This is a genomic window from Stieleria neptunia (genome assembly GCF_007754155.1).
GTDB lineage: Bacteria > Planctomycetota > Planctomycetia > Pirellulales > Pirellulaceae > Stieleria > Stieleria neptunia.
This window is the reverse complement of record NZ_CP037423.1, coordinates 2,951,903-2,978,876: the sequence shown is the minus strand read 5'-3', so window position 1 is coordinate 2,978,876 and position 26,974 is coordinate 2,951,903. Positions and strand designations below refer to the sequence as shown.

The window sequence follows — 26,974 nt, the reverse complement described above, 5'->3', positions numbered from 1 at the left end:
CCCCCATCATTCTGCCCCCATCATTCTGCCCCCATCATTCTGCCCCCATCATTCTGCCCCCATCATTCTGCCCCCATCATTCTGCCCCCATCATTCTGCCCCCATCATTCTGCCCCCATCATTCTGCCCCCATCATTCTGCCCCCATCATTCTGCCCCCATCGTTTTGCCAACTCACGACAAAAACGACAAAGGAGCAAATGTCACGGGCGAGCGTCCCCCGACCGCTGCGGTCAGTGTTTCTTCGAAAAACCGGCAAATTCTTTTGGGCGGCTACCAGACGGAATTCGCAGGTCGTTTTGGACACCCTTAACCCAAACCCAACTCGCTCACCATTCAAACATGACAATGATCCGCATAAAAACGCTCTCCCAATCACTCTCCGCACTCGCGTTCCTGGCACTGCTCGCCGTCGCAGTCCCGCTCTCAGCCAGCCCGCCAACCCCCGTCTCCTCGTCCATCGAAACGTCAGGTTCCCCGAGCCTCGCTGGCACTCAAGTCGACGCCCACGATTCGCTGTACCGACAGCTGTGTGACCTAAACGAGAATTGGGCGAATCGCACACCCGACTTCGAAATCCTCAACGAAGCAATCTCCATGGACAGTGACGTTTCGCTGATCCAAACCCATCTCCAATTGGTGATCAGCCAATTGCAATCTGCAGACGTTTCGCACCTCAGCGACTCGCAACTTGAACAACGCTCGGCACATCTCCGAACGTTGCAGACATACATGCAGGACGGAAGATTCCCACTGAACGTCCTCGCATCGGATCGCCGCCCGGTTTTCATCGATCCGTGGGGCACGCACTGCGCCGTCGGGCATCTGATCGCGACATCCGGCAACACGCCTCTGGCGGACACCATCAACCGCGAACACCAACTCGATTTCCTGCGTGACATCAAGACAGAGGGTCTCTCGCAATGGCAGCACGCATCCGGCTTGAGCCTGGATGAACTGGCTTTGATCCAACCCACCTATCGCAGCACCACCTTGAAGTACCCCAAAGAGATTGAAGCATTGATTCTTGGCGATTCCGCTGCGATCGTCTCCGGCATCGAAAGCGGAGAACTGAAGGTGGACGCACGCTGTGGTGGCAAAACGCTGTTGCATTTCGCAGCCGCCGCGGGCGATCTGGCACTGGTCAAGCTACTCGTCGACCGGGGCGCCGATCTTCACGCCGTCTCGAACCTCGGATGCGACACGACGGAACTCGCCAAAGGAGGACGTCAAACGGTCGTGACGGTGCGCTGGAATCAATCGACGGCGGTCACCAATCGAGGCGGGATGGGCATTGGAATCTACGGCACAGTCTATAGGACCGAACGAGGAAAATTGATCGCGTCCCTGTTCAACGACGTTCGTGGCGGCCGCGCCGGACTCGATGCACTCGACTATGCGACAGAAACTCCGAGCCACAACGGTTACAACCGCGTCCGATACATCCATCCGATTCGGCCCGGCTATGGATCCAAGGCCAAGGTAACGAGCTCAAGCTTCGACGGGTTACAGAAAGACCGCGCCGCGGTTGCGGCATGGCTTGAAGAACAAGGACTAAAAGCGGAGTAGAATGGTGGTTGCCAACGAGACCACGTGACTCGCGTCAGTCACGCTCGCCACCGCCCCCCCCCACCCGACCACTGATTGGGATCGATCACGAATGCTTGGGATTCACTTACCACGCTTCACGATTCCGCTCAGTGGTCATGCATGCAGAGTTGCTGGAGGATATCCTGGTGTGTTCACCAAAGTTCCTAATCACCCCAAAAGCTCCATGAGAACGCCGATTACTTGCCTACTCGCCGTCTTGCCGTTGGCAGCGAACGCCGCCAAACCGTGGCAGACCGTCAATGACGGTGAGACGTTCAAGGTCGATTGCGAAGGAACGTACCAACATCACCTTCAAGGCGTTTGCACGGACGAAACGTCGATCTACTGGTCGTTCACGACGACTCTGGTGAAAACGGACACAACGGGGAAGGTGCTGAAGAAGATCCCTGTCGCCAATCACCACGGCGACCTCTGCATTCACGACGGCAAACTCTTCGTCGCGGTGAACCTTGGCAAATTCAATGATCCGAAGGGGAATGCCGATTCATGGGTCTACGTCTACGACGCCGATTCGCTCCAGCAGCTTGCCCGGCACGAAACACAGGAAGTCTTCCACGGGGCAGGCGGGATCGGCGTTCGGGACGGACGCTTCTTCGTCGTCGGCGGCCTGCCGGGTGGAGTCGAGGAGAACTACGTCTACGAGTATGACGACGAGTTCAAGTTCCTGAAAAAACACGTCATCAAAAGCGGACACACGCTGTTGGGAATTCAGACAGCGACGTTCGCTCACGACCGCTGGTGGTTTGGCTGCTACGGCAATCCCAGAATCCTACTCGTCACCGACGCCGATTTCGAGATGACGGGTCGCTACGAGATCGACTGCTCACTCGGGATCGAGGGGATGACAGGCGGCCGCCTTCTGGTCGGCAGCGGTCGTTGCGAGAAAGACGAAGGCTGCAACGGCACCGCGATGATCGCTTTCCCTGACCCGAAGACCGGGTTCCGTTTCCAGAACGCTGCAGTGCAGTGACTTCGCCCCCCGCGATATTGCCCCCATCCTGTGTTCATTTCGTCACAAGTTGCCGACCGCCGGTTGGACAGGGCCGTCTGCAGAGAGGTCCGCCGCCTACCGTGATAGATGCCTTCCCCCGTTACTCGCATTAGCCCCCAACGTTTTGCCCGCCATGAGAACCTACCTTCGAAAGTCAATGCCTCGCCGCCAGTTCCTCGGCGCGCTCGCGGGAACGTCCGCATTGGCAATGTCCCGTCCAACGATCAGTGCTCAAGACTCTCTCACGCGTGATCCGGTTTCCGATTTGACCGCGCGACTCAATACGAAAATCCATGAATCGCGCGACGTTGCCCTTGGGATCTTGAAACCATCAACGGCGGAAATCGATCGGGGCATGAAATTGCACGCCGAGTCGATTGTGTTTGACGCCTATGGTTTCGGACCGCGAGCAGCGATCGATGGTGATGCACTCGCAGCTGCAATCGAATCCGGTGCTTCGGAGATCGAAATCAAGGATATGCGTGAAGACATGACGATGACGCGATTCGTTACCGATCCCGTCCAGGAACAAGAATTTCGCGATGCTTGGCGTGCGTCCGGCGTGACCTGTGTGTTTAACAACGCGGGTGAAGAAGGCCAAGACCCGCTACGGCTAATCAAGCGATTGGCTAGGCACACCTACACGACCGATCTGATGAGAGGATTCGTGTTCAAGGCTGCGGTCCCCAATGACGTTCGGACGGCCAAGAAACAGCATCGCCACTGTTACTATTTGACCGGAAACGGCGTTCCACTTGTCCAGCAATGGCTTTCGGTCGAAGACGAGCTCAGGTACGTGCGTGTTTTTGCGCAGCTCGGTATTCGGATGATGCACTTGACGTACCAGCGACGCAATATGATCGGGGATGGGTGCGGTGAAAAGAGTGACGCCGGCTTGAGCGATTTTGGTCGCAAGGCGATCGCCGAAATGAACCGGGTCGGAGTGATTCCAGACTGCGCGCACAGCGGATGGCAAACGAGCCTGGAAGCCGCGCAAGTTTCATCGCGCCCGGTCGTGGCCAGCCATTCGACCTGTGGTGCGATCTATCCACATTTCCGCAGCAAACCCGACAACGTGATCAAAGCGATCGTCGACTCAGGAGGCTACATCGGTATCTGCTGTATTCCGCGGTACTTACGCGGGGCAGGAGACATCAGCGAGCTTTTGAATCACATCGACTATGCGATCAAAAAGTTCGGCCCCGATGCGGTCGCGATCGGCACAGACGTTGCCTACACCTCGCAAGACTCAGCCAAAGAGCGAGCCAAGGTTCCCAAGCGAGCGAGACAACGTGAAGAGTTCCGGATGCTGTGGCCCGATGATGACTTCAAAACAACCTCGCAGATGAACCAAAGTCTGGCTTGGACGAATTGGCCGCTGTTCACCGTCGGGCTTGTGCAACGCGGCCACAGCGACGAGGTGATTCGCAAGGTCATCGGCGGGAATGTGATGCGAGTCATCGACGCGTCGCTGTCGTAGCCGAAACTCAGCAACGAGCGGAACTTCGTTCTGCCAGCTGTGGGAATTGTTAATCAGATTCGCTGCCCCCGCACTTCTCGGATCGATTGTCGTACGATGCTCGCGACAATCAACAATGTCGCAATCGCCAGCACGACGGCGATGGGGCGATTGAGTAACCCCAGTGGGTTGCCGCCGGATGCGGTCAGTGTTTGAATCAGTCGTTCCTCTAGTGGCCCGCCGAGCACCAATCCCAGCACCACCGGTCCGAGCGGAAATCCCCGGCGATTCATGACAAAACCGATCAGTCCCATCGCCAACATGATGGCGACGTCGAACAGGCTGGCGTTGAGTGAATACGAGCCGGTGACGCAAAACAACACGATGATCGGTAGCAGAATCTGCTTGGGAATCCGCACGAGACGAAGTCCCAAGCGGATGGCCAAGAAACCGACCGGCAACATCACGAGATTCGCAATCAGAAACACAAGGTAAATGCCGTAAACCAGTGACGGTTGACTCTCAAAGATTGCCGGCCCCGGCGTGACGTTCTTCATCAACAACACCCCGATCACGATCGCCGTGATCGAATCACCGGGGATGCCGAACACCAACGTCGGTATCCAGCCTCCCGCCAACGCAGCACTGTTGGCCGTCGTGGCGTCTCCGATCGCATCGACCAACTCGCCGTCCGCGTTCGATCCGCGACCGCGTTTGGCCGCGGCGAATGTGACCCACGAGGCAATATCGGCGCCGGCACCGGGCAACATGCCGATCAAGACGCCTATCAGACTCGACCGGACCGTGCCCGATCGGCGTTTAACCAACCGCGTCACCAATGCCGACCTGGCAGACTGAATGATCGTGCCGAAAGAAACGGACGTCGCAGCGGGACTCGCGATACTGTCGCCTCGCTTGGTCTGCGAAAGATTCGCAAACACCTCCGACAATCCGAACAGACCGATCATTGCCGGAATGAACGAGATCCCATGATACAACGCGACGGAGTGAAAGGTGAACCGCGGTTCGAGATGCACCGCGCTCAGGCCGACCGTTGACAACAGAATCCCCAGGATCAGACTCAACAGAGCCTTCCAGCGAGCTCCCGCCGGTGCCACCAACACACAACAATGGAGTCCGATCAGGTACAGCCAAAAATACTCGGTGACCGAAAACCAGCTCGCGATCGCTGCGAATTGGCTGCCCAGCACCATCAGCAGGACTGCCCCAATGATGCCGCCGATCACGCTACAGGTTAGCGAGACCGACAAGACGTGCTGTGCCAGCCCCTTTTCCGACAACCGATACGCTTCATCGGCATACGCAGCCGACGCCGGCGTCCCCGGTATTCGCAACAGCACCGTCGGAATGTCTCCGGCAAAGATCGCACAGGCGACCATGGTCACGATCGCACCGATCGCGGCCACCGGATCCAACCAATAGGCCACCGGGACAAACAATGCCACGGCCATCGTCGCCGTCAATCCCGGAATCGCCCCGACAAAGATTCCATAACACGCCGCGGCGACGATGATCAGCCAAACATCAACGCGGCCGAAAACTTCGCCGGCCGCTTGCAACAGTGCAGGATCCATGTCACCAACCCAACCAGCCCCAGGGTAGGGGCACGCCAAGGACGACCGCAAAAACGTGATACAAGCTCGGAATGGTTACCGCCGTCACAGTCACCGCAATGAGCAATCGGACTCGCAACATCAACAACATCGCGAGCGTCATCGTGCCGGCGGAAATCACGTAGCCGAGCGTTTCACACAGCACCATGAACAGACAAATAAACGCGGCGCAACCCAACAACGAGCGATATTCGATCGCATTGCATTGCGTCTGCGTCGATCTGGAAACGCCCCACCCAAACGCACCGATGGCGACTCCTAACGTGGCGAGGATGGATGGAAGAAAGTAGGCCCCGATCACGGACGTGTGCTGTTTCATCTGGGGCTGATTCAAGATCTCGCCAAAGTCCGCGTCCGTCTGTGCGAGAAACGCGTCAAATTGATCGCCGTCGGCCACCGCGAGCTGGAATCCGGACGTCGCCATGAACTGACGAAACTCGTTGCTGTTGGCGACGTTCAACACCGCCCGCCGCATCTGGCGGGCGCGATCCGCCGGAACGCCTTGGGGAAACAGCAACCCCCGCCAGGCCCCGATCGACCAATCGATGCCCTGCTCGGCAAACGTCGCAACCTCGGGCGCCGCCGGGCTTCGCTCCTTGCTCATCACCCCCAAGCATCGGATCTCTCCGGCATCGATCAACGCGCGAGCTTCGGGTATCGAACAGCACACGATCTCCAAACCGCCGGCCATCAGCTCCTGCAGCGAAGGCGCCGCTCCGTTGATCGAAACCCAGGTCACCGATTCGTTTGGTAGATCGCTGCGGTCCAACCAACCCAACAACGCGAGGTGCCAAATGCCACCGGCTGCCGTTCCCGACGCCCGCAGGGACTCGGTCGATTGACGCAGTTCAACCTCCAGATCCCGCACCGATTGCCAAGCGGAATCGGCGGACACGAAAATCGCCGCGGGATCTTGGTTGATCATCGCCAACGGCTCAAAGCTATCGGGCGTGATCGGACACAGGCTGCGCCAGTGCAACATGTTCAACTCGACCGTGGCCATGGTCAGTGTGTATCCGTCGGCCGTTGCGGTCGCGCCGCGCGTGTGTCCCGTCACGCCCCCGCCGCCGGTGGCGTTGACCACATTCACTGGCACACCGAGTTCGCTTTCAAGCTGCACCGCAAATTGCCGCGACACCCGATCCGTCCCTCCCCCGGCCGACCAGGGACAGATCAACGTGACCGGCCTGAAGGGCCATTGTTCGCGGCGGTTGCAGCCGACGGTCGCCAGGCATGCGACCAACCAAACGATTGGAAAAAATGTTTTCATTCCGTTCCCAGCGGACCCGATGCATCGCTGACGATCTGCCGTCGTTTGGCCGAATCGCTGACGATCTCTCCCGCCGCGACATCCTCTTCGCGAAACGTTGCCATCAGAATGTGACGTTCACCCGTACGACTGAAATCATAGATGATGCGGATCGTCCCGTCGGCGGCTTGTTGTCCGTCGGGATACGAGACCTGATTGCGTTCATCCAGCAACAATCCGCCGCTCCAGCTTTGACCATCATCGTCCGACAGGAATGCGGTCAGGTGGGATCGCCCGATCCGTTTGTCGACCGGGCCGTGTTTGACCAACAGCAGCTTGCCGGAATTCAATCGGCGGATGAAGAACCTGGCACTGGGGTGGGCGATGTCGGAAGGAACCAATTCTGGCCAGGTGCGTCCACCGTCGGTCGAAACACTTTCGCCGATTCCGTAGCGCGTGCGAGCCAACATCCACAACGTTCCGTCACGCCGCTCGATCATCATGTGTTCGTCAAAGGCACGGTCTTTTTCCGGGACGTTGCAACCGCCCCGCAACGTCCAGGTCGCCCCTTCGTCCGCGGACACGATCGCTCGGGCGCTGTGATCGGTCTTTCGCCACGTCGAAGCCGGAAGCACCCATTCGCCCGATGACAGGACAAGCGGTTTGCACATCATGACGCCGTCGGTGATCCGCTGGGGCGGCTCATAGGTTGGCCGGGCGTCATTTGGATTCGTGATGGCCAGAAACCAGACCCCCGCGATGGAGCCTTCGTGCCCGATGGCCTGAGCCCACGCCAGACGAAGCTTGCCGTCCGGGGCCATCCACAGTTCCGGGTCATAGGCGCGAACCGGACCGGCTTGGTCAGGATCGACAATCAATACTTCAGTCCACGTTTTCCCGTCGTCGCCACTTGTGCTTAGCACGACATAATTGTTCTGGTCTTCGCCGGGCGTGACGCCTGCGTACCAGGTCGCCCACAGCCGGCCGTTGGGCGCAACGGCTAGACTCGGAATCCCTTGAAACGCACGATTGTTCGTCGCGTGAAGGGCTTTGTCCGGTCGCAACACTGCCGGAGGTTTCAAGAACAGTGCGCCATCGTCGGCGACAACCGAGATCGTCGGCAAAACAAAAAACAAACTCATCGCGGCAACGCGAATCAAACGGCTCTGCATTGGGTGTCCTGTCGCAAATCAATGAAGTCCTACTCGTCTGTGCCCCATGGCACCATTTCGCAAACGCAACAGTCTAGCCAGATCCCCCGCCCACTGCACGCTCGCAATCCGGTCAGCAAACCAGCGAGAAAGCCTGGAGCGACAACCGACCATCTGGGAAACGATTGGAGGGCCAAGAAATCGCATGATCGAGGAGCCGAGTTCCAGCGAATGCAGCCCCCAGGAACCGTGAAAGGCAACGCTGTGAAGCATTTCTTAGCGGTTGGGCGCGAGCGGGCTGTCGTTTTTGTGAGCCGCGACGCGTAAGCGGCCGGGCACTGCGACGCTGCCCGAGGCCTTACGGCCAGCGGCTCACCATTGACTCAGCAGATCCAGACTAAATCGACAGCCCGCGAGCCCTCCGGTGTTGTGTCAGAGATGAAGAACCGGAGGGCTCGCGCCCCGCCGCTGACGAACCGCCCCCCCGCTCGGCGCCACGGGAGATGACGTTGGGCGCAAGCCCCCCCTTTCCTTGTCGTTGTCGCGACCGCTGCGGAGTCAAGTCGCAGGCAAGCGAAGTGGAGGCAAGCAGATCGCCCAAGAGTTCACAGCAACAAGCACGGAGTCGGCGTCTTAGGCGACTAAACACCCCCTTCCCCTGTTGGTCCGGGTAGCCTCTGATTTTCGCCCCATGACGTGTGAAGTAGACTCGTTGAAGCCTGTTTTCTTGGACAAGTCCTTCACCGAAAACTGAAAATGCGCACCGAACGGAAGCCCCACCCTGTGGCAGGAGCATGCGATCGTGACGTGACATCGATCGACGTGAAGGTGCTCTCGAAACTATTCGATTCGGCGCCCGACGCCGCGTTCTTTGTCAAAGACGCCGATGGCCGATACGTTGCCGTCAACGAATCGCTGGTCAAGCGACATGGATTTAGATCCAAATCGGATGTGATCGGTAAACAGCCCCGCGACATTTGCCAGGGGGAATTTGGCCAGGTTCCTTCGAAACAAGACGAGAAAGTGTTGCGGACCGGACGTCCACTCATTGAACATCTCGAGATGCAATGGGATCGACCATTGAACCCGGTCTGGTGTCTGACCACGAAGCTGCCGATTCACGATTCGGACGGCAACGTGGTCGGGCTGATCGGTTTCTCGCGTGATGTCCGCGTTTCCATTCCCACCGAGGAAATCCCAACGGCGTTCGCCATCGCCCTGGAAGAGTTTGAACGGACACTTGACGCCGCAGTCACGCCGGCATGGCTGGCCCAGCGATCCAGGCTGACCACCCAGAAACTTGCCCGATTCACACGCCGCATTTTCGACCTGACGCCCACGCAATTGATCGCCAAAATTCGCATCGCAGCCGCATCACGACTGTTGCGCAGTACAAATAAGCCAATCGTTGAAATCGCGTTGGCCTGTGGTTTTTGTGATCACAGCGCGTTCACCCGAGCCTTTCGGCGGGCGACCGGTGTCACCCCTTCGGTGTTCAGGAAACAACGCTGATTTCGGACGGCACCCCGATAAAGGTGCCATGCCTGCCTGTCACGTCCACGAGTGTTGGTGTGCAGGCTTTAGCCGCCCACTGTTGCTGCGTCGCAGCGACCGGGAATCGCCGAAAGGCTAAACACCAACGGTTGCTGAATCTCTTTTTACCGATGCCCGTGACCTGACTGTCTGACATGCATCCTTGTAACGTGCTGCAATCCCTTTCCAGGCGTCTACGGTAGCTTACGCGCCATTGAACGTTGAGTCACAATAAGTTACCGTGACGTCACGCCGCTTGATGAACGCGTGCATCAAGTCGAAGGGAGCGTATCAACGTTCCGCCATGACAGCCCTCTTCTCACCCGGCTGCAACTCAGGCAACCGCCAGCCGCGACCGCGTTCCTCGTCGCCAGGCTGATCGAAAACACCCGCACTGTGCGCAGAAACATCGCTGCATGGCGATCGAAGCATATTCTTAAGAGCGGGCACGGCTAACATTAATTTTCAGTGACTGCATCCTCATCACCTTGCACGCTGAGACGCTTCGAAAGCTTCGGCGCCGGTTATCCGAGTATGCATTTGTTTTGTTTTAGGACTGATCTTTTGGTTAGGGAACCTTGCTATGCGTAGCTGTTATCGGCGTCGGGGATTCACGCTTGTTGAACTTCTTGTCGTCATCGCGATCATCGGAATCTTGGTGGGATTGTTATTACCGGCCGTTCAGGCGGCCCGAGAAGCGGCTCGCCGAATGAGCTGCAGCAATAACTTCAAACAGATCGGCTTGGCGATTCACAATTACGAATCGGCCTATCGGCAACTGCCCACCCAAGGCGGCGGAACTGCCACCCAGAGATCTCGTCGGGAATTCGCTCCCGGCAGCAACAGTCTCGAATTGTCCGCATTGGTCGGGCTGGCGCCGTTCATTGAACAACAGGCACTTTGGGATCAAATCTCCAACCCCTACCAGGTCCCAGACGGGCTGCCAGGGGCAGGGAACATTTACGCCGCCATGGGCCCTTATCCAGGCCGCGTGTTCGGCCGTCTCGTTGCGGCAGCTGCTGGACCTTACGATCCCTTCGAATCAGACATTCCAACCTACCGATGCCCCAGCGACCCCGGTATCGGGCTTCCAGCGATGGGGCGCACCAACTATGGCGTCTGCATGGGCGACTCGATCGATGCGACCAACCTTGGTCAGGTTTATAACATTGATGGGACGGCGAGATCGACGGACGTCTTCCAGATGGCAAATGCCAGCAACCGAGGCTTTTTCAAGAGCCAGTTGAAAACCACCTTTCGTGATGTGCTCGATGGCTTGTCGAACACGATTGCGATGGGTGAGTTCATCACCGACCTTGGCGATAATGACAAACGTTCGAGGCACTTGAACGGTACGACCGGGGCAACGGGGCCGTTGAAGTCGACCGGCGGCGCAATCGCCTGCCTGACATTCATCGATCCGGAACGACCTCTGTTCTGGGATCCGACTGCTCCCTTCGCCTCCAATCCCCACATCGACAATCGCCGCGGTTTTCGCTGGGCCTGGGGATTGCACATTCACTCCGGGGTCTACACGATCCTGCCTCCTAACCGAGAGTTGTGTTTCACCCAACTCTGGTACCAGTCCGAGGGAGTGTGCCCACCGAGTAGCCGACACCAGGGCGGGGCTCACGTCTTGATGGGCGATGGAGCCGTCAAGTTCATCACGGACTCCATTGAGGCGGGAGATCCAGCTGGCCGAGCCATGGTTTCGCTCGACGCCCAGAACGACGACCCGTTGTCGATCCCCGGTTCACCCAGCCCCTACGGCCTCTGGGGCGCGCTTGGCACTCGCGCATCCAGGGAAGTGATCGGCGAAGAGCTCTGATCTCTCAATGCACCATGCAGGCACCATGCAGGCAGCGTGCCCGGTCACCGGGCACGCTGGTTAGCTGGTCACCGCCTCGTCCGTTTCCTCGTGCGTGAAGGCATCGAAACAAATCGCGATGCTTCATGGAATGACCTGTCCTATTGTTTCTCCTGGAATCTGAGTCCGCTATGAAAATTCTTGTGTATTGGTTTGCCTTGCTGTTGGCTGTCAGCTCCGTGGGTTGTGCGGAGAAGAAATCCGAAAAGACCTATGAACTTTCCGAAGTCGAGCAACTCCTGAAGGATCATCCGGAACTGAATGATCCACCGCCACCGGAATATCGCGTCGAATGAGTTTCGATTGGGGCCCACGACGGATCGCCATCCGCCATGACGCGGAGTTGACACTTCGCCCCGAACCAGGATGGGATCTGTCGCCTCCACTCTTTTTCTTGCGGTGTAAACGTCGCGCTGACGGGCGAGTTCACGGCAGGATCATTCGCCAACCGTACGTTTATCGACTCAAACCCAACATGGAATTTGACGATCGTCATGCATGCCCCCACAACAGCAAACGCCGAAACTGAGATGCAGGCTGAGGATGCCCCAGCGGGCGCCCCCAGCCCCGTCACAGCTGAGTGCCAATTCGAAACAATCGATTGTCGTGGTCTCCCCGGATTTGACGGGCACGAACTTGTGGTTTCTTGTACCGACGCGCGGGTCGGCCTGCGTGCCTTCATCGCGATTCACAACACGTCGCTTGGGCCAGCGTTGGGCGGCTGCCGGATGTGGCGGTACGCAAGCGACGAAGAAGCATTGACCGACGCGCTGCGTTTGAGCCAGGGGATGAGCTACAAGCACGCGGTGGCGGATACCCAGCAAGGGGGAGGCAAAGCGGTCATCATGGGTGACCCACGCCGCGACAAATCCGATGCCTTGTTCCAAGCCTTCGGACGCTTCGTCGATCGTCTGGGCGGTCAATACGTCACGGCCGAGGATGTCGGCGTGTCGGTCGATGACATGGTCTCGGTGCGCACGCAAACCAACCACGTCGCTGGCTTGCCGACCTCAATGGGCAGCAGTGGCGATCCGTCCCCCGTCACGGCGTATGGCGTCTACTGTGGAATCCAGGCCGCCGTCGCCTTCAAGCGAGGCCGCCCCTACAATCCTCGGGCCCGACTCGACGACATCACGGTCGCCGTCCAAGGTGTAGGAAACGTGGGGTATTCGTTGTGTCGCCATCTACACGACGCCGGCGCCAACCTTGTCGTCTCGGACGTTCATCAATCCAATGTCACGCGAGCATGTACCGAGCTTTCAGCGACATCGGTTGCCCCCGAAGCGATCGATGACGTTCACGCAGACGTCTTCGCCCCTTGCGCACTCGGAGGCAGCCTCAATCACCAATCCGCTGAAAGATTAAAATCAGCGATCGTCGCTGGTGCCGCAAACAATCAACTCGCCGAGCCTGCGGTGGCCAAGACGTTGACGGACCGCAAGATCATCTACGCCCCCGACTACGTGATCAACGCGGGAGGAATCATCAATATTTCCTACGAGAAACGCGACTACGATTTGAATCAAGCAATGCACCATACCGAGCGGATTGGCGAAACGCTGACGGAAATCTTTCATTGTGCAAACACGGAAGACATTCCAACTGCCGAAGTCGCCGACCGCATTGCGCAACAACGCCTCGCCGCGACCACGGCATGAGCGAACCAAAGATGAGACCATTCGAAAAAGATTCGGCAGCCGTTGGTGTATAGCCTTCAGGCAACTCCCAGTCGCTGCGACGCAGCGACCGTGGGTAGGACGATCGGTTTTTCGAGTACGATGGCCCTTCCGGGCCGTCGTCCGCTGGACTCCCGACGACGACCTAGAAAGGACGTCGTACATCGGTCCGCTGACCACATCACACTCAATCGACGAAATCATGAGGATTCGTCGCGTTTCGCATCGTTCCGATGCTGGACGATCCGTAGAGGCCTGCACGCCTACGCTCACGACCGTGCCGTTCCCTGATCAGTCAACCCACCCAGCCAACACGACGAACAACATGAACCGTCTTCTTCGCCTGCTCCCGATACTCCTGTGGGTCGCAGGCGCGACAACTGCCAATAGCAAGCCACCGAACGTCGTTTTGATCCTCTCCGATGACCAGGGTTACACCGACTATGGATTCATGGGGCATGGGAAAATCGAAACGCCAAACCTCGACAAGCTCGCCCGAGAGAGCGCGTTGTTTCGCCGGGGCTATGTTCCAACCGCATTGTGCCGCCCCTCGTTGATGACGTTGGTATCGGGACTCTATTCGCATCAGAACAAGACGACCGGAAACGACCCCGCCCGCACCCCGCAGAACAAAGCTCACGCCGAAAACACCGGCAAAGACGCTCGCGCTCTGCTGCTCGAACACATTGACCGCACCGGTGCCTTGCCTCAGTGGCTGGCCGAGAAGGGGTATGTCAGTTTCCAAAGTGGAAAATGGTGGGAAGGTTCTTTCCGGCGCGGCGGTTTCACCGAAGGAATGACCAAGGGGTATCCCAATCCAGGCGGACGACATGGTGATGCAGGACTGAAGATCGGACGCGAAACCATGGCACCTGTCACGGACTTTATCGATCGCAGCGTGGAAGCGGACAAGCCATTTTTTGTCTGGTACGCACCCGTCATGCCCCATACGCCACACAATCCACCGGCTCGACTTCTGGACAAATACATCAAAAAGGGAGTGCAGGAACGGATCGCCAAGTACTACGCGATGTGTGAATGGTTCGATGAAACCTGCGGCTCGTTGTTGGATCACATCGACAGCTCGGGAATTGCCGAAGAGACACTTGTCATCTATGTCACGGACAACGGCTGGATCCAAACGGAAGCCGGTCGCTACGGACCGCGATCCAAACGCAGTCCCTACGAGCTCGGGACACGGACGCCGATCATGTTCCGCTGGCCCGGAAAAATCCGTCCGGCGGATCGTCCCGAACTCTGCTCATCGATCGATTTCGTGCCCACCGTTCTGGCGGCTGCCGGCGCGACAGGCCCCCACGACTTCCCCGGACTCAATTTGCTGCCGCAGTTGACGTCCGGCCAAGCCATCGAGCGCGACACCCTCTATGGCGAAGCCTTTGCCCACGACATCGCCGACATCGAGAATCCCCAAGCATCGCTGCTGTATCGCTGGGTGATCAAGGGCCATGACAAGCTCCTGCTGACGTACGATGGGGCGCCAGGGTACATGAGGTATCCGCCCCAAGACGCTGCACCCCAGCTGTACGATCTGAAGGATGATCCCGGCGAAAACAAGAATCTCGCCAAGACGAATCCCAAAAAGGTCAGGGAACTCAGCGCCCTGTTGGACGCTTGGTATATTCCCACCCAGCGTCAATCCGGCAAGCTTGCCCCCGGCACTCCCTAACCACGCGGTTCCCCCGTAGCGGAACTCGCCAAGAGTTTCGACGAGACAGCGATGATAAAGAAGACAGCGATCAATTGTTTCATGGCTTCGTTGGTTGCCCTGAGCGTCCTTTCGGCGACTGCATCGGGCCAGGACTCTAAAAAGAAAGGCAAACCGCCAAACATCGTGTTGATCATGGCCGATGACCTCGGCTGGAAAGACCTTCATTGCTACGGAAACGAGAAACTTGATACGCCCAACCTGGATCGGCTGGCAGAGCAGGGTCTGCTGTTCACCGATGCCTACTCGGCCGCACCGGTTTGCACGCCGACACGTGCGGCGCTGATGACGGGAGAATCACCGGCTCGTCTGAACATCACCAATCACGCCGGAGGTCATCCACCGAATTTTCAGAAGCCCGGTACGGATTTGATCACACCGATTTGGTTGCGACACCTACCGCTGGAACGGGTGACCCTGGCCGAGCAACTCAAACAGGCGGGGTATGCGACAGGCTTTGTCGGAAAGTGGCACCTCTCCCACCGCAGTCGATCAAAGTCCAACCCCGACCAGGATCAACCGACCGAGCCGGAGTTGCGTCCTGAACATCAGGGATTCGACATCAATATTGGCGGTTGTCGATTCGGAGGACCACCGAGCTATTTCAGCCCCTACAAAATCCCCAACCTGACCGGGAAAACCGAGGGCGAATACTTGCCGGACCGATGTGCCGATGAATGCGTCCGCTTTATCAAGTCCGCCCAAGAGGATGGGAATCGCCCGTTCTTTCTATGCTGGTGGAATTACTCCGTCCACTACCCCTTTGAAGCCCCGGCCGATTTGATCGCCAAATACGAACAACGGAAAGGACCGGGCGTCGAGAATCCGACGTACGCTGCGATGATTGAGGGCATGGACCGGTCGATCGGCAAAGTCATCACGGCGATCGACCAGCAGGGTCTGGGCGAACAGACGCTGGTGATCTTTACGTCGGACAACGGCCCTTTCGCAGCCAACGTTCAACCGCTACGAGCGGAGAAAGGTTTCCTGTACGAAGGCGGCATTCGGGTCCCGATGATTGTACGCTGGACCGGCCGCGTCAGCCCATCGACGCAAACGTCGACGCCGGCCATCACCATGGACATTCATGCGACGATTCTTGACGCGGCGAACCTGAATGCCGATCCCTCCAACACACCTGACGGAATCTCTTTGGTGCCGCTGATCGAAAATGGCACCGAGCCCACACGCGACTCGATCTTCTTTCACTATCCCAACTACGCGTTTCACAAGCAGAATCGATTGGGAAGCGCCGTTCGCTCGGGCGACTACAAACTGATCCTGTACTACGACGATGACTCGATCGAACTCTACAACCTCAAAGATGACATCAGCGAATCTAACAATCTGGCTGACAAGCTGCCCGAAAAGGCTCAGCAGCTTCGATCCGAGTTGGAGGCGTGGCTGAAAGAGACCAACGCCAGCCGGCCACGGCGTGCAAATTGACATCGCCAGCGATCGCGACGACGACGTGTTGAACACAGAATGATGCAGTACGCATTGATGAGAACCAGACTCGTGAAGTACAGACTCCGATTGATAATGGCGTGCATCTTGGTGTTGCCCACGCTTGCGTCGGCATTCGGCCAGGAGCATCGCCCCAACGTGCTCTTCGTTTCCATCGATGACTTGAACGATTGGATTGAACCGCTCGGCGGGCATCCGCAGGCGATCACTCCCAACTTCACTCGATTTGCAAAGCGGTCGGTCTGCTTCACAAACGCCAATTGCCCGAGCCCCGGATGCAACCCATCCCGCACGGCAATCATGACCGGGCTGGCCCCCTACACGTCCGGCGTTTACTCCAACTACCAAGACTGGCGCGAAGCGATTCCAAACCGCCGAACGATCGGAGCCTATTTCCGACAGCACGGCTATTTCAGTTGCGGCGCGGGAAAGATCTTTCACTACCACATGGTCGATCCCGATTGTTGGGACGAGTACTGGCCGTCACAGCAGCAAAACATGCCCGACGAGGCATTCCCTGATTTCAGCAAGTCCGCGCTTACGACCGCGGACAACCCAACACCCAAAACGATGAACATGCCGGCATTCCATCAGATGTATGGCATGTTCGACTGGTCGGCTCTGGATGTCCCTGATGAACAGATGGGCGACTTCAAGAGCGTCGACTACGTGCTCAGCCAACTCAAAAAGCCACGCGACAAGCCGCTCTTTCTGGCTTGCGGCATCTATCGACCGCACCTGCCGTGGTATGTGCCGCGCAAGTATTTCGACCTGTTCCCACTCGATGACATCATCCTGCCCAAGCGATTGGAGAACGACCTTGATGATGTCGGTCCACGGGCAAAGGATATCGCCTTTCGCGGCGGGGGCTACCATCAGCACGTCATCGCAGCGGATCAGTGGAAACGAGGCGTCCAGGGGTATCTGGCGTCCATCGCGTTTGCCGATGCGATGTTCGGCCGCTTGCTCAACGGCCTGGACGAAAGTGGCCAACGGGAGAACACGGTCGTGGTGTTGTGGTCCGACCATGGCTGGCAACTTGGCGAGAAACAGCACTGGCGCAAATTCGCCCTCTGGGACAACGTCGTGCGTTCGGTGTTGATGATCCATGTTCCAAACGGTACGCCCGGACTGCGCGACGGTTCCGCAGATGGACAGCTGTGCCATCGCCCCGTTTCGTTGCAAGACATCTACCCGACACTCGTCGACGTTTGCGGACTGCCCGCCAACAACGCGATCGATGGCCATAGCCTGACCCCGCTTCTCAAGCAGCCTGATGCAGCATGGGACCATGTCGCCTTGACAACCTACGACTACGGCGAGTTCTCCGTCCGCAGCGAGCGGTATCGGTACATACGTTACATCGATGGCAGCGAAGAGCTCTACGACCACCACTCCGATCCCGAGGAATGGCACAACCTTGCGCAGGATCCGATGTATTCTCAGATCAAAAACAAGCTGGCCGCAAAGATTCCGGCATCACCCGCCCCGCTGGTGAAAACGTCCGAGAAATTGGAACCGCACCACATCCCACCGTTCCGCTCGCAAGCCGAATACGACGATTGGCTACAGCACGGCAAAGACAATCAATACCTGCTGAGAAAGTACTGGCAGCATTAAAGGGGACGGGGGTATTTTACGGGCACGCACTGCCCGTAACAGTTTAGTCCCTAAGTAACTGCTCTTGGTCGGAACTGTGGCAGGTGGGCAAATTGGCGGTTGGCTGACATCAACGATTGGGAGCGCCAGCATACCGCCCCGTCGGCGACAAACTTCATGCGCTGTTGCTATACCTAGATCACCAAAATGACCAGCTTTCCGCCAGGCTCTTCAATCGCACCGACGCGGACGATAGCCACCCAATCGATGGAACAAACGACCATCGCGATGACGGAGAACAAGTCAGCGTTCACTCAAGCACCGCCGGTTGTAAGTCGATCCCGTGCTGCGAAAGGTAGCGCGGACTATTTTCGCCGCGCGTGTGCCGCCAAACCTCACGATCTTGGTGACGGAGAACGAGAGTGGTGTAACTGTGACGCCCGGCCAGAAAAAACCACTTCAACCCAGAATCGGTTTCGCGGCTTTCAAGCAGCAGAATAATCTCCGGATCGGTCCCCATCACAAACGCAAACAGGGCTCCGTCCTTTTCCGCCTCATCGTGCAAGCCATAGCGGTAAAGTGGAGCGGCCATCAACCGCAACATCCGTTGCTCCTCTCCATCGGTGCCCCCGAGCTGTGCGGTAAATTGCCGCGCGAGAGAACGCATTTGAAAGAGACGTCGCGATGCCGAACTGGCAACATCGGGCGATCCCGGAACCATCTGCCACTCCTCCTTTTCCACCGCCGCGGCTTGCCAAAACGGTTGTTGATCTTCGCCGGCCACCAGGGGCGAATCGGCAAAAGAGTTGAACGCTCGCGCGACCCTCCGCTGATCATTTTCAATCGGATAAGAAAAAATCGACGCGACGGCGAGGGCTCTGCCATCGAGCGTCCACACAAAGCACTCCCCGTGGGTCGTCGATCGCAACGGATTTTGCCAACGCAACACCGGGGTGGGCACCAAGGTCAACGCTTCGTCGCCCGGATAAGCCAATCGCAGTTCATAGCTCTTGGCTTGCTGCAGATAGTAACTCGACCATTTGTCAATTTGTTCTTTTTCCAGTGCATCGTCTCCGTCCACCGACACGGGCATCAGCACGCACCCTAACACGATCAAAAACACACGGTAAAAACCAATCATTTCAACTCCTCTTCGGACACAAACTAGACGTGGTGTCGAATTCTATCAGAACGCGAATCTCCGCGTGCGTTTTTCCCCGGCCGCATCAAAGCGTTTCGGCCCGAATGCCCCGTGGTTGGCCTAAGTGGTTCATGCCGCTGACCTTCGGACGGAGCGGTCATTAGGTTGGGTGGCACCATTTAGGTAGGGGCGGGTGGCGGGTACGGTCACGCCTAGTATTCCGTGTCACCTTGGTTTTCAGGTAGATCATGCTGTGCATGACGTTCTTAGTGTCACGCACAGCGCGACCTACGCCAGTTTGCGCTACCGGAACCCTGAGCTGACACGGAATACTCTTGCGGGCGAATCGCTATGGTGGGAGGCGTCATTCGATCGCGGCCTGCATGAGCGCGAATAGACGATCGACTTCGGATCGGGTTTCTTCGTCAAGGGTCCACGCGACAGGTTGAATCTGATGCGCATTGCGGAATAGCCCCCGTTTACGCATCAAGTACTTTTCGATTGCCAAGAAACCGTCCAGGCCGGCTTGAATCTGCAACGCAACGATCGCGCCGATGGGTAGAGACAATGCGTACGTGCGTCTCTCGTCACCTGATTGAAGTGCGTCCCAAAGCGCGACGATTCCGTCAAGCAAATCGGTACCCGGCATGGTCCCGACAATGCCGCGGCGATGACAATCGACCAGGTTGATCCCGCCGGAACCTTCAAAGATCTTGGCTTGACCATCGGTTGCATCGCGAAGTTTCGAGAGATTGGGACCGAGCGGGCTGGCTTCGGGTTTGAAAAAGATCCGCTGATTGCCGAATCGGTTGAGCAGTTCGAGATACACGCCCAAGTCGATCGCAGCCCCCACGTATCCCGATGCATCCTGAACCACCAGCGGAATGGAAACACTGCTGGCAATCGCAGTAAAATACTCGCCTGTGGCCGTCGCTCCCAGCGTCGTTGCAACCGGTGGGATCGCCATCACGGCCGAAGCGCCCAAATTCTCCGCATGTCGGGCGAAATCAACCGCTCCGGCCGTGCTCTCGGCACCGACGCTGATGACGGTGAATCCGCGACCACCAACCGCTTGGCACACTTGCTCGACAAGCTCACGTCGACCGCGGTCACCGAGCCGGAGGATCTCGCTGACCATCGCAACAACGACCCCATCGGCGCCCGTCTCAAACGCCCAGTCGATTTCGCGCTGAAGCGATTCGTGATCCACCCCGCCTTGATCGGTCAGGGGCGTGTGCAGAACGGGTAGAACTCCATGCAAGGGCTCGCTCGTCGCTGGGGACGTCATGAATCGCTCCTGTCATTGCGTTAAGTGTCGTTTCCAAAAACTCCGCCAGCATAGGATGCTTGCCAAACGGATTCGACATCGGTGTCTTCTTTGAGAAGTCGTTCGCCGATAAAATTTCATTCAGGATCCATGGGAAACATCGGACGGCGACGATGCTTGTATGACAATCGGTGGAGGTCCGCGCAGGTGGCCCCCCGCGTGTTGACTCGGATGAAGGACGCACACACTTCGCGATAGGCTGCAATCGGCGCGTTGACGCCTTTGGCGACCAAAATTCGAAACCGCATCGGATCGACTCCACAACCCTTAAGCTGCTGGAGGCTGAACGGGACCATCCGCCGGGAAGTGAGCATGAGCGTCAATCCATGATCGGTTTCACAAACTGCCGTTCGCCCCTGATCAAAATCCGTGATGCCACCGTGTCGAGGCTTTGATTCACAAAACTTGCCCTCACAGAGTGAGATCACTGTGACGGTCACGTCGATCGGGTCGCCGTGTTGAGCGTCCGTTCTCCCGCCAACACGGAGCCGAATGGTCGATCCGACACCTGCTCGTTCACAGCAAGCGACTGAATCTGGATCATACAGACAACCAAAGGACGGTCCGATTTTCTGAGCATGAATCGCCCCCAGCAATTCCGTCCCATCAGCCGCTGATCCACCGCCAACGTTGTCTCCCATGTCCAGCAGACACACCCTGCTTTTTGATTGTTCGCATTGACGGAGCGCTTCGTCGACCGATGTGAATTCACTACGAAACTGCGTTCTCAACCGCCAAATCGACGAAGCCAGTTCGTCCGCCAGCTGACTGGCGAGCCGTCGGCGTCCGTCGGTCACGGCAATCGTGGCGGCCCCCATTTCTTTCACGTCGGCGTAGGGAAAGCCAAGCAAAAGACTGTTGGAAAGCACGCCCTCGATTTTCAATTGCTCGTTCGCGGTACGATACAGAGCATCCAGGGGTGGTTCTTCTGTGCATTGTTTTTCAATGCTGATCGCCAGCGGTGGATAGCAAGCCGACATGACCGGTGTTATCTCACCGCGCAGCGTTCGCAGGATCATGTTGGCGGCTTCCAGACCCCGTTCCCGTTGGTCCAAATGAGGATTCGTGCGGTAAGCGATCAATGCGGTGCAGCTCTCCACCATCAGCGGCGACAAATTTGCATGCGCGTCCAGCGTTCCGATGATCGGTATCTCTGGGCCAACCAGTTGACGCAACTCACTGAGCCAATGGCCGTCGGCGTCCGGATAGTTTTCGCTAACCGTTGCGCCGTGGGGAGCCACCAGGATTCCATCGAGCGGTTCGCTTTCGCGGACACAATCGAGCAGTTGGCTGACCCGCGAGTCAAACGCCTCAGCGCAGATCGTTCCCGATGGCAACGCTCGCGCGGCAAACAGCGGAACGGCTTCTGCTTCCCCCGTATTGGCACTCGCGTCGATACCGGCAAAGAAACCACCAACCTCGTGATGGGCATCGGCAAGAGCCGTGCGAATCGATTCGCCTGTCAGTAGCAGGTTTTGTTGAAACGATTCCAAGGTGGTTGGTTGAAACGAAAACGTGTTCGATTCGTGCAGTAGCGCGATAATGCCAATTCGCATCGGAAATCATAGATCAGGCAAGCCAAAGGTCGTCTCGGGTCGTTGGTTACGTTACCATCGACCGATTCTTCCCCTGCTCGTTGCCCAGACAAAAAACGCAAGAATGGCCACAGCACCCCATGAAATCTCGCTCTCGGACGTTCGCCAGCAAATGTTTTCTGCCGTCATTTGTGATGCGTTGGACTCGATAGGGTACACCAATCAGTCGCCACGCACGCCACTGCGTCAACTTACATCCGGCGAAATGATTGTGGGCCGATGTCGCACCACCCTTTGGGCAGACATGTTCCATGAAGATCCTCAGCCTTACGAATTGGAATTGAAAGCCGTTGACAGCTGCGGGCTCGATGATGTGTTGATTGCTGCTGCCGGAGGATCGATGCGATCAGGAATTTGGGGCGAGCTGCTAACCACCGCGGTGCTCAAGGGCGGCTGTGTGGGTGCCATCGTTGACGGCGCGATTCGTGACGTCGAAAAGATCCGACAGCTGGGTTTTCCTGTCATCGCTCGTGGCACGTGCTTGTACGACAGCAAGAATCGGCAACGCGTGGTTGATGTCGATGTTCCCGTGGAAATTGACTCCGTCGTGTTTTCTCCGGGCGACTTGGTGGTTGCTGATGAAGATGGAACGGTCGTCGTGCCGCGGAAAGTCGAAGCGAAAGTGCTGTCGCTCGCTTGGAACAAAGTGCACGATGAGAACAAAGTCAGGGCAGCGATGGCTGGCGGCATGAAGGCAACCGATGCCTTTCACAAGTACGGCGTGCTGTAAAGAAAGTGAACGAGGCTGCTTTTGATCACAACTGCGTCGACGTCTTGGTCAATTGCCGAACACCGTTGGAAGTGACGACGTAGTTTTCTTCGATCCGAATCCCCGCCCGCAACGATGCGTTGTAAAGTCCCGGCTCGACGGTGAACACATCGCCTTCGGCAAATCGATCGTCCCAACTGGGATTCAAGTGCGGGGCTTCGTGCGGGTACAAACCGACGCCATGTCCCAAGTGATGAAAGAATGCGTCGGGTTCGTATTCGTCCAGCAACGCTTTCGCCTGAACGAACAATTCTTGACAGGACTGCCCCGGCTGCACAAACGCTTTGACCAAATCAAATACGGTCATGATGACGTCTCTCGCCCGGAGTTGTTCCTCGGTTGGCCGGCCGTTGACGGCAAAGGTGCGGCAGTTGTCGGCATGGTAACCTCGATAGGCCGGCCCGAGGTCCAAAATCATTAACTCGCCTGAGCCGGCGGGACGAATCCGAGGCGGTCCGCCGGGTGAATTGCTCTGGTAATCGTTGCCAAGGGCTGTCAACGGTTCGCCGGCGGTTTGCACGGCGACGCTCTGAAGTTGACAAAAGACTTCCAGCTCGGTGATCCCCGGCCGAATGATCTCTCGAGCCTTTTGATACATTGCGTCCGTGCAGTCAATCGCATGCTGCATCATCCCAAGCTCATCGGGTTCCTTTTTTCGTCGCAGGTTCCAGAGAGTCGAGTCCAGATCGACTGGAACGGAGCCCAGACTCTGCCTGACGTGCTCCCCGCAGGATGAGAATTCGAGCGCCGTTCTCTTGTTTGATTTCTCTACCCGTTGCATCGCAGCATTCAATTGATCTTGCCGCAACGTGCATCGCCATTGCGCATCAAAAACTCGAATTTCGTCTGCCGCATGATGCGAAGGCTCTTTGCCGGGTGCAATCAGCATGCAACCTTCGTCAACATCGAGCACCGCCACCGCCCGCAACAACGGGTGGGGACGAAAACCCGTCAGCCATTGGACATTCTCGGGTGCAACGAGAATCGCCCGATCCGCTTTCAGGTCGGACAGCGATTGGCAAAGTCTCTGTTGGCGAACACGACAGGATTCGATCGACAATTGCGGCAATTCTTGCATTTCAGATTTCTCACCACGCGGTCCAGCCGCCATCGACGGTTAAATTCAGGCCGGTGATGTAGCTTCCCGCATCGCTGGCCAACAGCAGCAGGGCACCCTTGAGTTCGTGCGGTAACCCCATTCGCCCCATCGGCGATTTCGCTTTCAGTCGCTCGATTAATGCCTGCGAGACACCGGGTCCTGGGAACGGCCCCGGGCTCAAGCAGTTGACGCGAACCTTGTCTTTTGCCCAATAGACGGCGAGGTGTCGGGTCATGTGAATGACCCCGCCTTTGAGCGTGTGATACGAAACCGGACTTGCCGCGCAAATGCCCTCGTAGGCATCGGGATAGGAACCGACTTGACCGTACATCGAGCCAATGTTCACGATGCAGCCCGACGCATTGCGATGCACGACATGGCCATGGAACTGCCGCGACAGTAGAAACCAACCGGTCGCGTTGGCGAGAACTTGTTGAAATTGGTCGGCGGTCACATCGGTCAAATCATGGCCGTCCGCCGCGTGGCCGTTGTTGATCAGGATGTCGACCCTGCCCGCTTTCGTGACGGCATCCTCGAAACCACGACGGACGGACGCTTCGTCGAGCTGATCAAGTACAACGGCATGGTGTCGGCTGCCTTTGTAGGTGGGAAGCGTGGCCCGTGCCTCGTCTGCCTTGCGCTCGTCTCGACTGGCGACCACCACGTTGGCCCCCGCTTCCGCCAGCGCCGTCGCCATCGCGTTTCCGAGCCAACCAGAAGCTCCCGTGATCAGAGCCACCCGACCGGACAGATCAAACAGTTGTTGAATCGGTGTATCATCCATACGATTATTCCGGTGAGCGTTGGAGTGCAGGCTTTAGCCGTTCAGCATAGGAACGATCACATTTCCGGGTACGATGGCCCTTCCGGGCCGTCGTCCGTGGGACTCTGTGCGACGACCTAGAAAGGACGTCGTACAACGCGCCACGGACCGCATCCCACCCGTATCGCGAGATCGCAAGAATTCGTTGCGTTTCATGTGTTTCCCAAGCTGGACGGTCGCCTAAAGGCTAAACACCAACGGTAGCCAAAGCACTAGAAAACAGTCTCCCAAGCGTCTGACTGTCTCGATTTCAGGATCGCCAGCGTTGAGCGCAGCGTGGTGAATCCTTCATCGAAGGAGCATAACGGTTCTGCCTTTCCTTCAAGAAGTTCCATAAACGCATTGGCCTGGAGAATGTAGAAATCATCACGTTGATGGTCAAACGATTGCTGCAGCGTCCAATCGCCTCCGACTTCATCGGCTAAGAACCATCGATGTCCGTTGAGTTCCCATCGAGCAGCGCCGTGCTGGCACAAGACGGTCATGACGGATTCGTTCACAGGCTGATGTTGATTCGTCGTAAAGCTCGCCATGACATCTCCGTGCCGAGAAAGAACATTGACGGTGTCTTCCACTTCGACCCCGGAGAGGACCTGGTGTGCCGCATCGACGACAACCTTTGTGGCCGGTCCGGCAATCCACTCCACCGCGTTCAAAAAATGCGGCAACATGTCCTGGATCAGTCCGCCACCTTGCGCAGCCTCGGCGTAGTAGATATCGCGATAGGCTGGACGGTAAAACGGAAAGTGTTGTCCGGATTGAACTTGAATTTGCACGATCCGCCCCATCTTTCCAGAACGGACCAACGCACGCATCTGCTGCAGCGCCGGTAGCGAACGATAAACGAACCCGACCGAGACGCGAGTTTCATGACGCTTGATGGAATCCGACAACTGGGAGACGCCATCGGTGTTCAGGCTCAGGGGTTTCTCGATCAGCAGGTGAACTCCGCGATCGGTGAGGGCTTGGGCTGTCGGGATGTGCCAGGGCGCCGGAGACGCGATGACGGCCGCGGAAAAACGCTCCGCCGCCAACGCCTGCTCCCAAGACTCATATCCGTTGACAGCGTATCGCTCGGCCACTTCGTTGCGTCGCTCGCTCAACGGCTCGCAAAACGCCACGTGGCAGCGCCCGGTTGACTGGAAGCAACGCAAGTGCCGCTCGCCGATGGATCCGACGCCGATGATCAGAAGACGTGGTTGGTCTGTCATGACTGCAGATGTGTATCCTTTCTGTTCTTCACGCTAGGCAAGAACCACCGCGTGGCCGCCTTTTCCTATAGTGTACGATAATCCGACCACACCTGCGTCAAGACCTAACATGATCACAGACATTCACAGCCATGCCTGGCCGTTTCCCGATGCGTTCAGCGACGACTTCATTCACCAAGCGTCCGCTGCGAAGGCCGGGGAGACCGTCGACCTGACGATTCGATTGGACGACTACCGCAATGCTGCGCCCCCGGGGACTCGCACCGTCGTCTTTGGTGGGAAGGCGCGATTGAGTGGTTTGTGGGTCGATGACAAGTATATCGCGGACTACGTCGCACAAGATCCGGAGCGTCTTACCGGATACCTTTCCATCGATCCGACGCAAGCGGGATGGGAAGACGAAATGCGGCACGGTCACGAGCAACTGGGGCTTTGTGGTGTCAAGCTTCTGCCGATGTACGCGGGCTTCGGTGTCGACGATGATCGGCTGGAACCGCTCTGGAAATACGTCGAAGAAAAGCGGCTGCCGGTGTTGCTGCACACCGGAACCACGTTCGTCCGCCAAGCACCGTTGAAATACACGTTACCTCGATTGATCGATCCGGTTGCGACGCGACACCCCGAGATCCGGTTCGTCCTGGCGCACCTCAGTCATCCGTACGAGGGTGAGTGCGTGGCGACCATTCGAAAGCACCCCAATGTGTTTGCCGACATCAGTGCGTTGCATTACCGACCGTGGCAACTGTACAACAGCCTGATGCTGGTCCAGGAGTATGGCGTTTGGAACAAATTGTTGTTTGGCTCTGACTACCCGTTCACGACGGTCAATGAATCGATCACGGGATTGAGACAACTGAACGAGATGGTGGCGGGAACGAATCTGCCGCGATTGAATGAACAGGAAATTGAGAAGTTGATTTTCCGTGATGGATTCGAAATCCTCGGGATTTCCTAATTCGATTCTCAATCTTGAAAAAGAGATGACGGATCTCAAAATCAGCGCCGATGCTCCTGGAACGAATGCAAGGCGTCTGCCCTTCACCGAGC

The 26,974-nt window shown here is 57.5% G+C and carries 21 protein-coding genes; 12 read left to right on the top strand and 9 right to left on the bottom strand.

Features of this window, described 5'->3' with window-relative positions; translation table 11 throughout:
• Positions 1-347: 347 nt before the first annotated feature.
• From Enr13x_RS10485 to Enr13x_RS10475, 3 genes are all read left to right on the top strand, one after another.
• Positions 348-1,568: an ankyrin repeat domain-containing protein gene (locus Enr13x_RS10485; protein WP_145386014.1), complete on the top strand. Its 1,221-nt coding sequence runs from the start codon at positions 348-350 to the stop codon at positions 1,566-1,568.
• Between the two features lie 412 nt (positions 1,569-1,980).
• A complete protein-coding gene (locus Enr13x_RS10480; protein ID WP_231744196.1) occupies positions 1,981-2,580 on the top strand; it encodes a Kelch repeat-containing protein in 600 nt (199 codons plus the stop codon).
• A 154-nt stretch (positions 2,581-2,734) separates the two neighbouring features.
• Positions 2,735-4,081 (top strand): dipeptidase, encoded by a 1,347-nt coding sequence (locus Enr13x_RS10475; protein WP_231744195.1) that lies wholly within the window; start codon positions 2,735-2,737, stop codon positions 4,079-4,081.
• Between the two features lie 53 nt (positions 4,082-4,134).
• On the opposite strand, the gene Enr13x_RS10470 is transcribed toward Enr13x_RS10475, so the two are convergent.
• From Enr13x_RS10470 to Enr13x_RS10460, 3 genes are read right to left on the bottom strand one after another with little or no spacing between them, the layout of a single operon-like run.
• Entirely contained in the window at positions 4,135-5,655 is a 1,521-nt protein-coding gene (locus tag Enr13x_RS10470; RefSeq protein WP_145386012.1) for a tripartite tricarboxylate transporter permease, read from the bottom strand.
• Between the two features lies 1 nt (position 5,656).
• The gene (locus tag Enr13x_RS10465) at positions 5,657-6,964 is read right to left on the bottom strand and encodes a tripartite tricarboxylate transporter substrate-binding protein (protein WP_145386011.1); all 1,308 of its coding nucleotides are present in this window, start codon (positions 6,962-6,964) and stop codon (positions 5,657-5,659) included.
• Positions 6,961-8,115 carry a sialidase family protein gene (locus Enr13x_RS10460; protein WP_145386010.1) on the bottom strand — a complete coding sequence of 385 codons (1,155 nt, stop codon included), beginning with the start codon at positions 8,113-8,115 and terminating at the stop codon, positions 6,961-6,963. The genes Enr13x_RS10465 and Enr13x_RS10460 overlap by 4 nt, the downstream gene beginning before the upstream one ends.
• 786 nt (positions 8,116-8,901) lie before the next feature.
• On the opposite strand from Enr13x_RS10460, the gene Enr13x_RS10455 reads away from it, so the two are divergent.
• The 7 genes from Enr13x_RS10455 (at position 8,902) to Enr13x_RS10430 (ending at position 17,983) form a co-directional block, all read left to right on the top strand.
• Positions 8,902-9,606 carry an AraC family transcriptional regulator gene (locus tag Enr13x_RS10455; RefSeq protein ID WP_231744194.1) on the top strand — a complete coding sequence of 235 codons (705 nt, stop codon included), beginning with the start codon at positions 8,902-8,904 and terminating at the stop codon, positions 9,604-9,606.
• Positions 9,607-10,210: 604 nt separating this feature from the next.
• Positions 10,211-11,455, top strand: coding sequence for a DUF1559 domain-containing protein (locus Enr13x_RS10450; RefSeq protein WP_145386008.1), 1,245 nt, complete (start codon positions 10,211-10,213; stop codon positions 11,453-11,455).
• A 170-nt stretch (positions 11,456-11,625) separates the two neighbouring features.
• Positions 11,626-11,790: a hypothetical protein gene (locus tag Enr13x_RS37840; RefSeq protein WP_197455929.1), complete on the top strand. Its 165-nt coding sequence runs from the start codon at positions 11,626-11,628 to the stop codon at positions 11,788-11,790.
• A 342-nt stretch (positions 11,791-12,132) separates the two neighbouring features.
• Entirely contained in the window at positions 12,133-13,152 is a 1,020-nt protein-coding gene (locus Enr13x_RS10445) for a Leu/Phe/Val dehydrogenase (protein ID WP_197455928.1), read from the top strand.
• Positions 13,153-13,495: 343 nt separating this feature from the next.
• Entirely contained in the window at positions 13,496-14,857 is a 1,362-nt protein-coding gene (locus Enr13x_RS10440) for a sulfatase family protein (RefSeq protein WP_145386007.1), read from the top strand.
• Between the two features lie 51 nt (positions 14,858-14,908).
• A complete protein-coding gene (locus Enr13x_RS10435; protein WP_145386006.1) occupies positions 14,909-16,342 on the top strand; it encodes a sulfatase in 1,434 nt (477 codons plus the stop codon).
• Positions 16,343-16,438: 96 nt separating this feature from the next.
• Complete coding sequence (locus Enr13x_RS10430) at positions 16,439-17,983, top strand: sulfatase (protein WP_145392218.1); 1,545 nt, start codon at positions 16,439-16,441, stop codon at positions 17,981-17,983.
• 289 nt (positions 17,984-18,272) lie between these two features.
• Here Enr13x_RS10430 and Enr13x_RS10425 read toward each other — a convergent pair whose 3' ends face one another.
• From Enr13x_RS10425 to Enr13x_RS10415, 3 genes are all read right to left on the bottom strand, one after another.
• Entirely contained in the window at positions 18,273-19,103 is an 831-nt protein-coding gene (locus Enr13x_RS10425) for a hypothetical protein (RefSeq protein WP_145386005.1), read from the bottom strand.
• 364 nt (positions 19,104-19,467) lie between these two features.
• Positions 19,468-20,391, bottom strand: coding sequence for a dihydrodipicolinate synthase family protein (locus Enr13x_RS10420; protein ID WP_145386004.1), 924 nt, complete (start codon positions 20,389-20,391; stop codon positions 19,468-19,470).
• A 116-nt stretch (positions 20,392-20,507) separates the two neighbouring features.
• Positions 20,508-21,986: a M81 family metallopeptidase gene (locus Enr13x_RS10415; protein WP_145386003.1), complete on the bottom strand. Its 1,479-nt coding sequence runs from the start codon at positions 21,984-21,986 to the stop codon at positions 20,508-20,510.
• Between Enr13x_RS10415 and Enr13x_RS10410 the strand changes: the two genes are divergently transcribed.
• A complete protein-coding gene (locus Enr13x_RS10410) occupies positions 21,973-22,755 on the top strand; it encodes an RraA family protein (protein ID WP_315857029.1) in 783 nt (260 codons plus the stop codon). The two genes, Enr13x_RS10415 and Enr13x_RS10410, sit on opposite strands and share 14 nt — an antisense overlap.
• A gap of 25 nt (positions 22,756-22,780) precedes the next feature.
• On the opposite strand, the gene Enr13x_RS10405 is transcribed toward Enr13x_RS10410, so the two are convergent.
• From Enr13x_RS10405 to Enr13x_RS10395, 3 genes are all read right to left on the bottom strand, one after another.
• Positions 22,781-23,872, bottom strand: coding sequence for a M24 family metallopeptidase (locus tag Enr13x_RS10405; RefSeq protein WP_145386001.1), 1,092 nt, complete (start codon positions 23,870-23,872; stop codon positions 22,781-22,783).
• A gap of 10 nt (positions 23,873-23,882) precedes the next feature.
• Entirely contained in the window at positions 23,883-24,677 is a 795-nt protein-coding gene (locus Enr13x_RS10400) for an SDR family NAD(P)-dependent oxidoreductase (RefSeq protein WP_145386000.1), read from the bottom strand.
• Positions 24,678-24,928: 251 nt separating this feature from the next.
• On the bottom strand, positions 24,929-25,927 hold the full coding sequence (locus Enr13x_RS10395; protein WP_145385999.1) for a Gfo/Idh/MocA family protein: 999 nt from the start codon (positions 25,925-25,927) through the stop codon (positions 24,929-24,931).
• A gap of 109 nt (positions 25,928-26,036) precedes the next feature.
• On the opposite strand from Enr13x_RS10395, the gene Enr13x_RS10390 reads away from it, so the two are divergent.
• Complete coding sequence (locus Enr13x_RS10390) at positions 26,037-26,882, top strand: amidohydrolase family protein (protein ID WP_145385998.1); 846 nt, start codon at positions 26,037-26,039, stop codon at positions 26,880-26,882.
• The last annotated feature ends 92 nt before the right edge of the window (positions 26,883-26,974 follow it).

Excerpts from the sequence above, each read along its gene's own strand:
- Enr13x_RS37840 (WP_197455929.1), top strand. The coding sequence starts at position 11,626 with ATGAAAATTCTTGTGTATTGGTTTGCCTTGCTGTTGGCTGTCAGCTCC.
- Enr13x_RS10450 (WP_145386008.1), top strand. The coding sequence starts at position 10,211 with ATGCGTAGCTGTTATCGGCGTCGGGGATTCACGCTTGTTGAACTTCTT.
- Enr13x_RS10420 (WP_145386004.1), bottom strand. The coding sequence starts at position 20,391 with ATGACGTCCCCAGCGACGAGCGAGCCCTTGCATGGAGTTCTACCCGTT.
- Enr13x_RS10430 (WP_145392218.1), top strand. The coding sequence starts at position 16,439 with ATGGCGTGCATCTTGGTGTTGCCCACGCTTGCGTCGGCATTCGGCCAG.
- Enr13x_RS10425 (WP_145386005.1), bottom strand. The coding sequence starts at position 19,103 with ATGATTGGTTTTTACCGTGTGTTTTTGATCGTGTTAGGGTGCGTGCTG.
- Enr13x_RS10460 (WP_145386010.1), bottom strand. The coding sequence starts at position 8,115 with ATGCAGAGCCGTTTGATTCGCGTTGCCGCGATGAGTTTGTTTTTTGTT.
- Enr13x_RS10465 (WP_145386011.1), bottom strand. The coding sequence starts at position 6,964 with ATGAAAACATTTTTTCCAATCGTTTGGTTGGTCGCATGCCTGGCGACC.
- Enr13x_RS10390 (WP_145385998.1), top strand. The coding sequence starts at position 26,037 with ATGATCACAGACATTCACAGCCATGCCTGGCCGTTTCCCGATGCGTTC.
- Enr13x_RS10475 (WP_231744195.1), top strand. The coding sequence starts at position 2,735 with ATGAGAACCTACCTTCGAAAGTCAATGCCTCGCCGCCAGTTCCTCGGC.
- Enr13x_RS10410 (WP_315857029.1), top strand. The coding sequence starts at position 21,973 with ATGCCAATTCGCATCGGAAATCATAGATCAGGCAAGCCAAAGGTCGTC.
- Enr13x_RS10485 (WP_145386014.1), top strand. The coding sequence starts at position 348 with ATGATCCGCATAAAAACGCTCTCCCAATCACTCTCCGCACTCGCGTTC.
- Enr13x_RS10405 (WP_145386001.1), bottom strand. The coding sequence starts at position 23,872 with ATGCAAGAATTGCCGCAATTGTCGATCGAATCCTGTCGTGTTCGCCAA.
- Enr13x_RS10400 (WP_145386000.1), bottom strand. The coding sequence starts at position 24,677 with ATGGATGATACACCGATTCAACAACTGTTTGATCTGTCCGGTCGGGTG.
- Enr13x_RS10470 (WP_145386012.1), bottom strand. The coding sequence starts at position 5,655 with ATGGATCCTGCACTGTTGCAAGCGGCCGGCGAAGTTTTCGGCCGCGTT.
- Enr13x_RS10440 (WP_145386007.1), top strand. The coding sequence starts at position 13,496 with ATGAACCGTCTTCTTCGCCTGCTCCCGATACTCCTGTGGGTCGCAGGC.
- Enr13x_RS10395 (WP_145385999.1), bottom strand. The coding sequence starts at position 25,927 with ATGACAGACCAACCACGTCTTCTGATCATCGGCGTCGGATCCATCGGC.
- Enr13x_RS10415 (WP_145386003.1), bottom strand. The coding sequence starts at position 21,986 with ATGCGAATTGGCATTATCGCGCTACTGCACGAATCGAACACGTTTTCG.
- Enr13x_RS10435 (WP_145386006.1), top strand. The coding sequence starts at position 14,909 with ATGATAAAGAAGACAGCGATCAATTGTTTCATGGCTTCGTTGGTTGCC.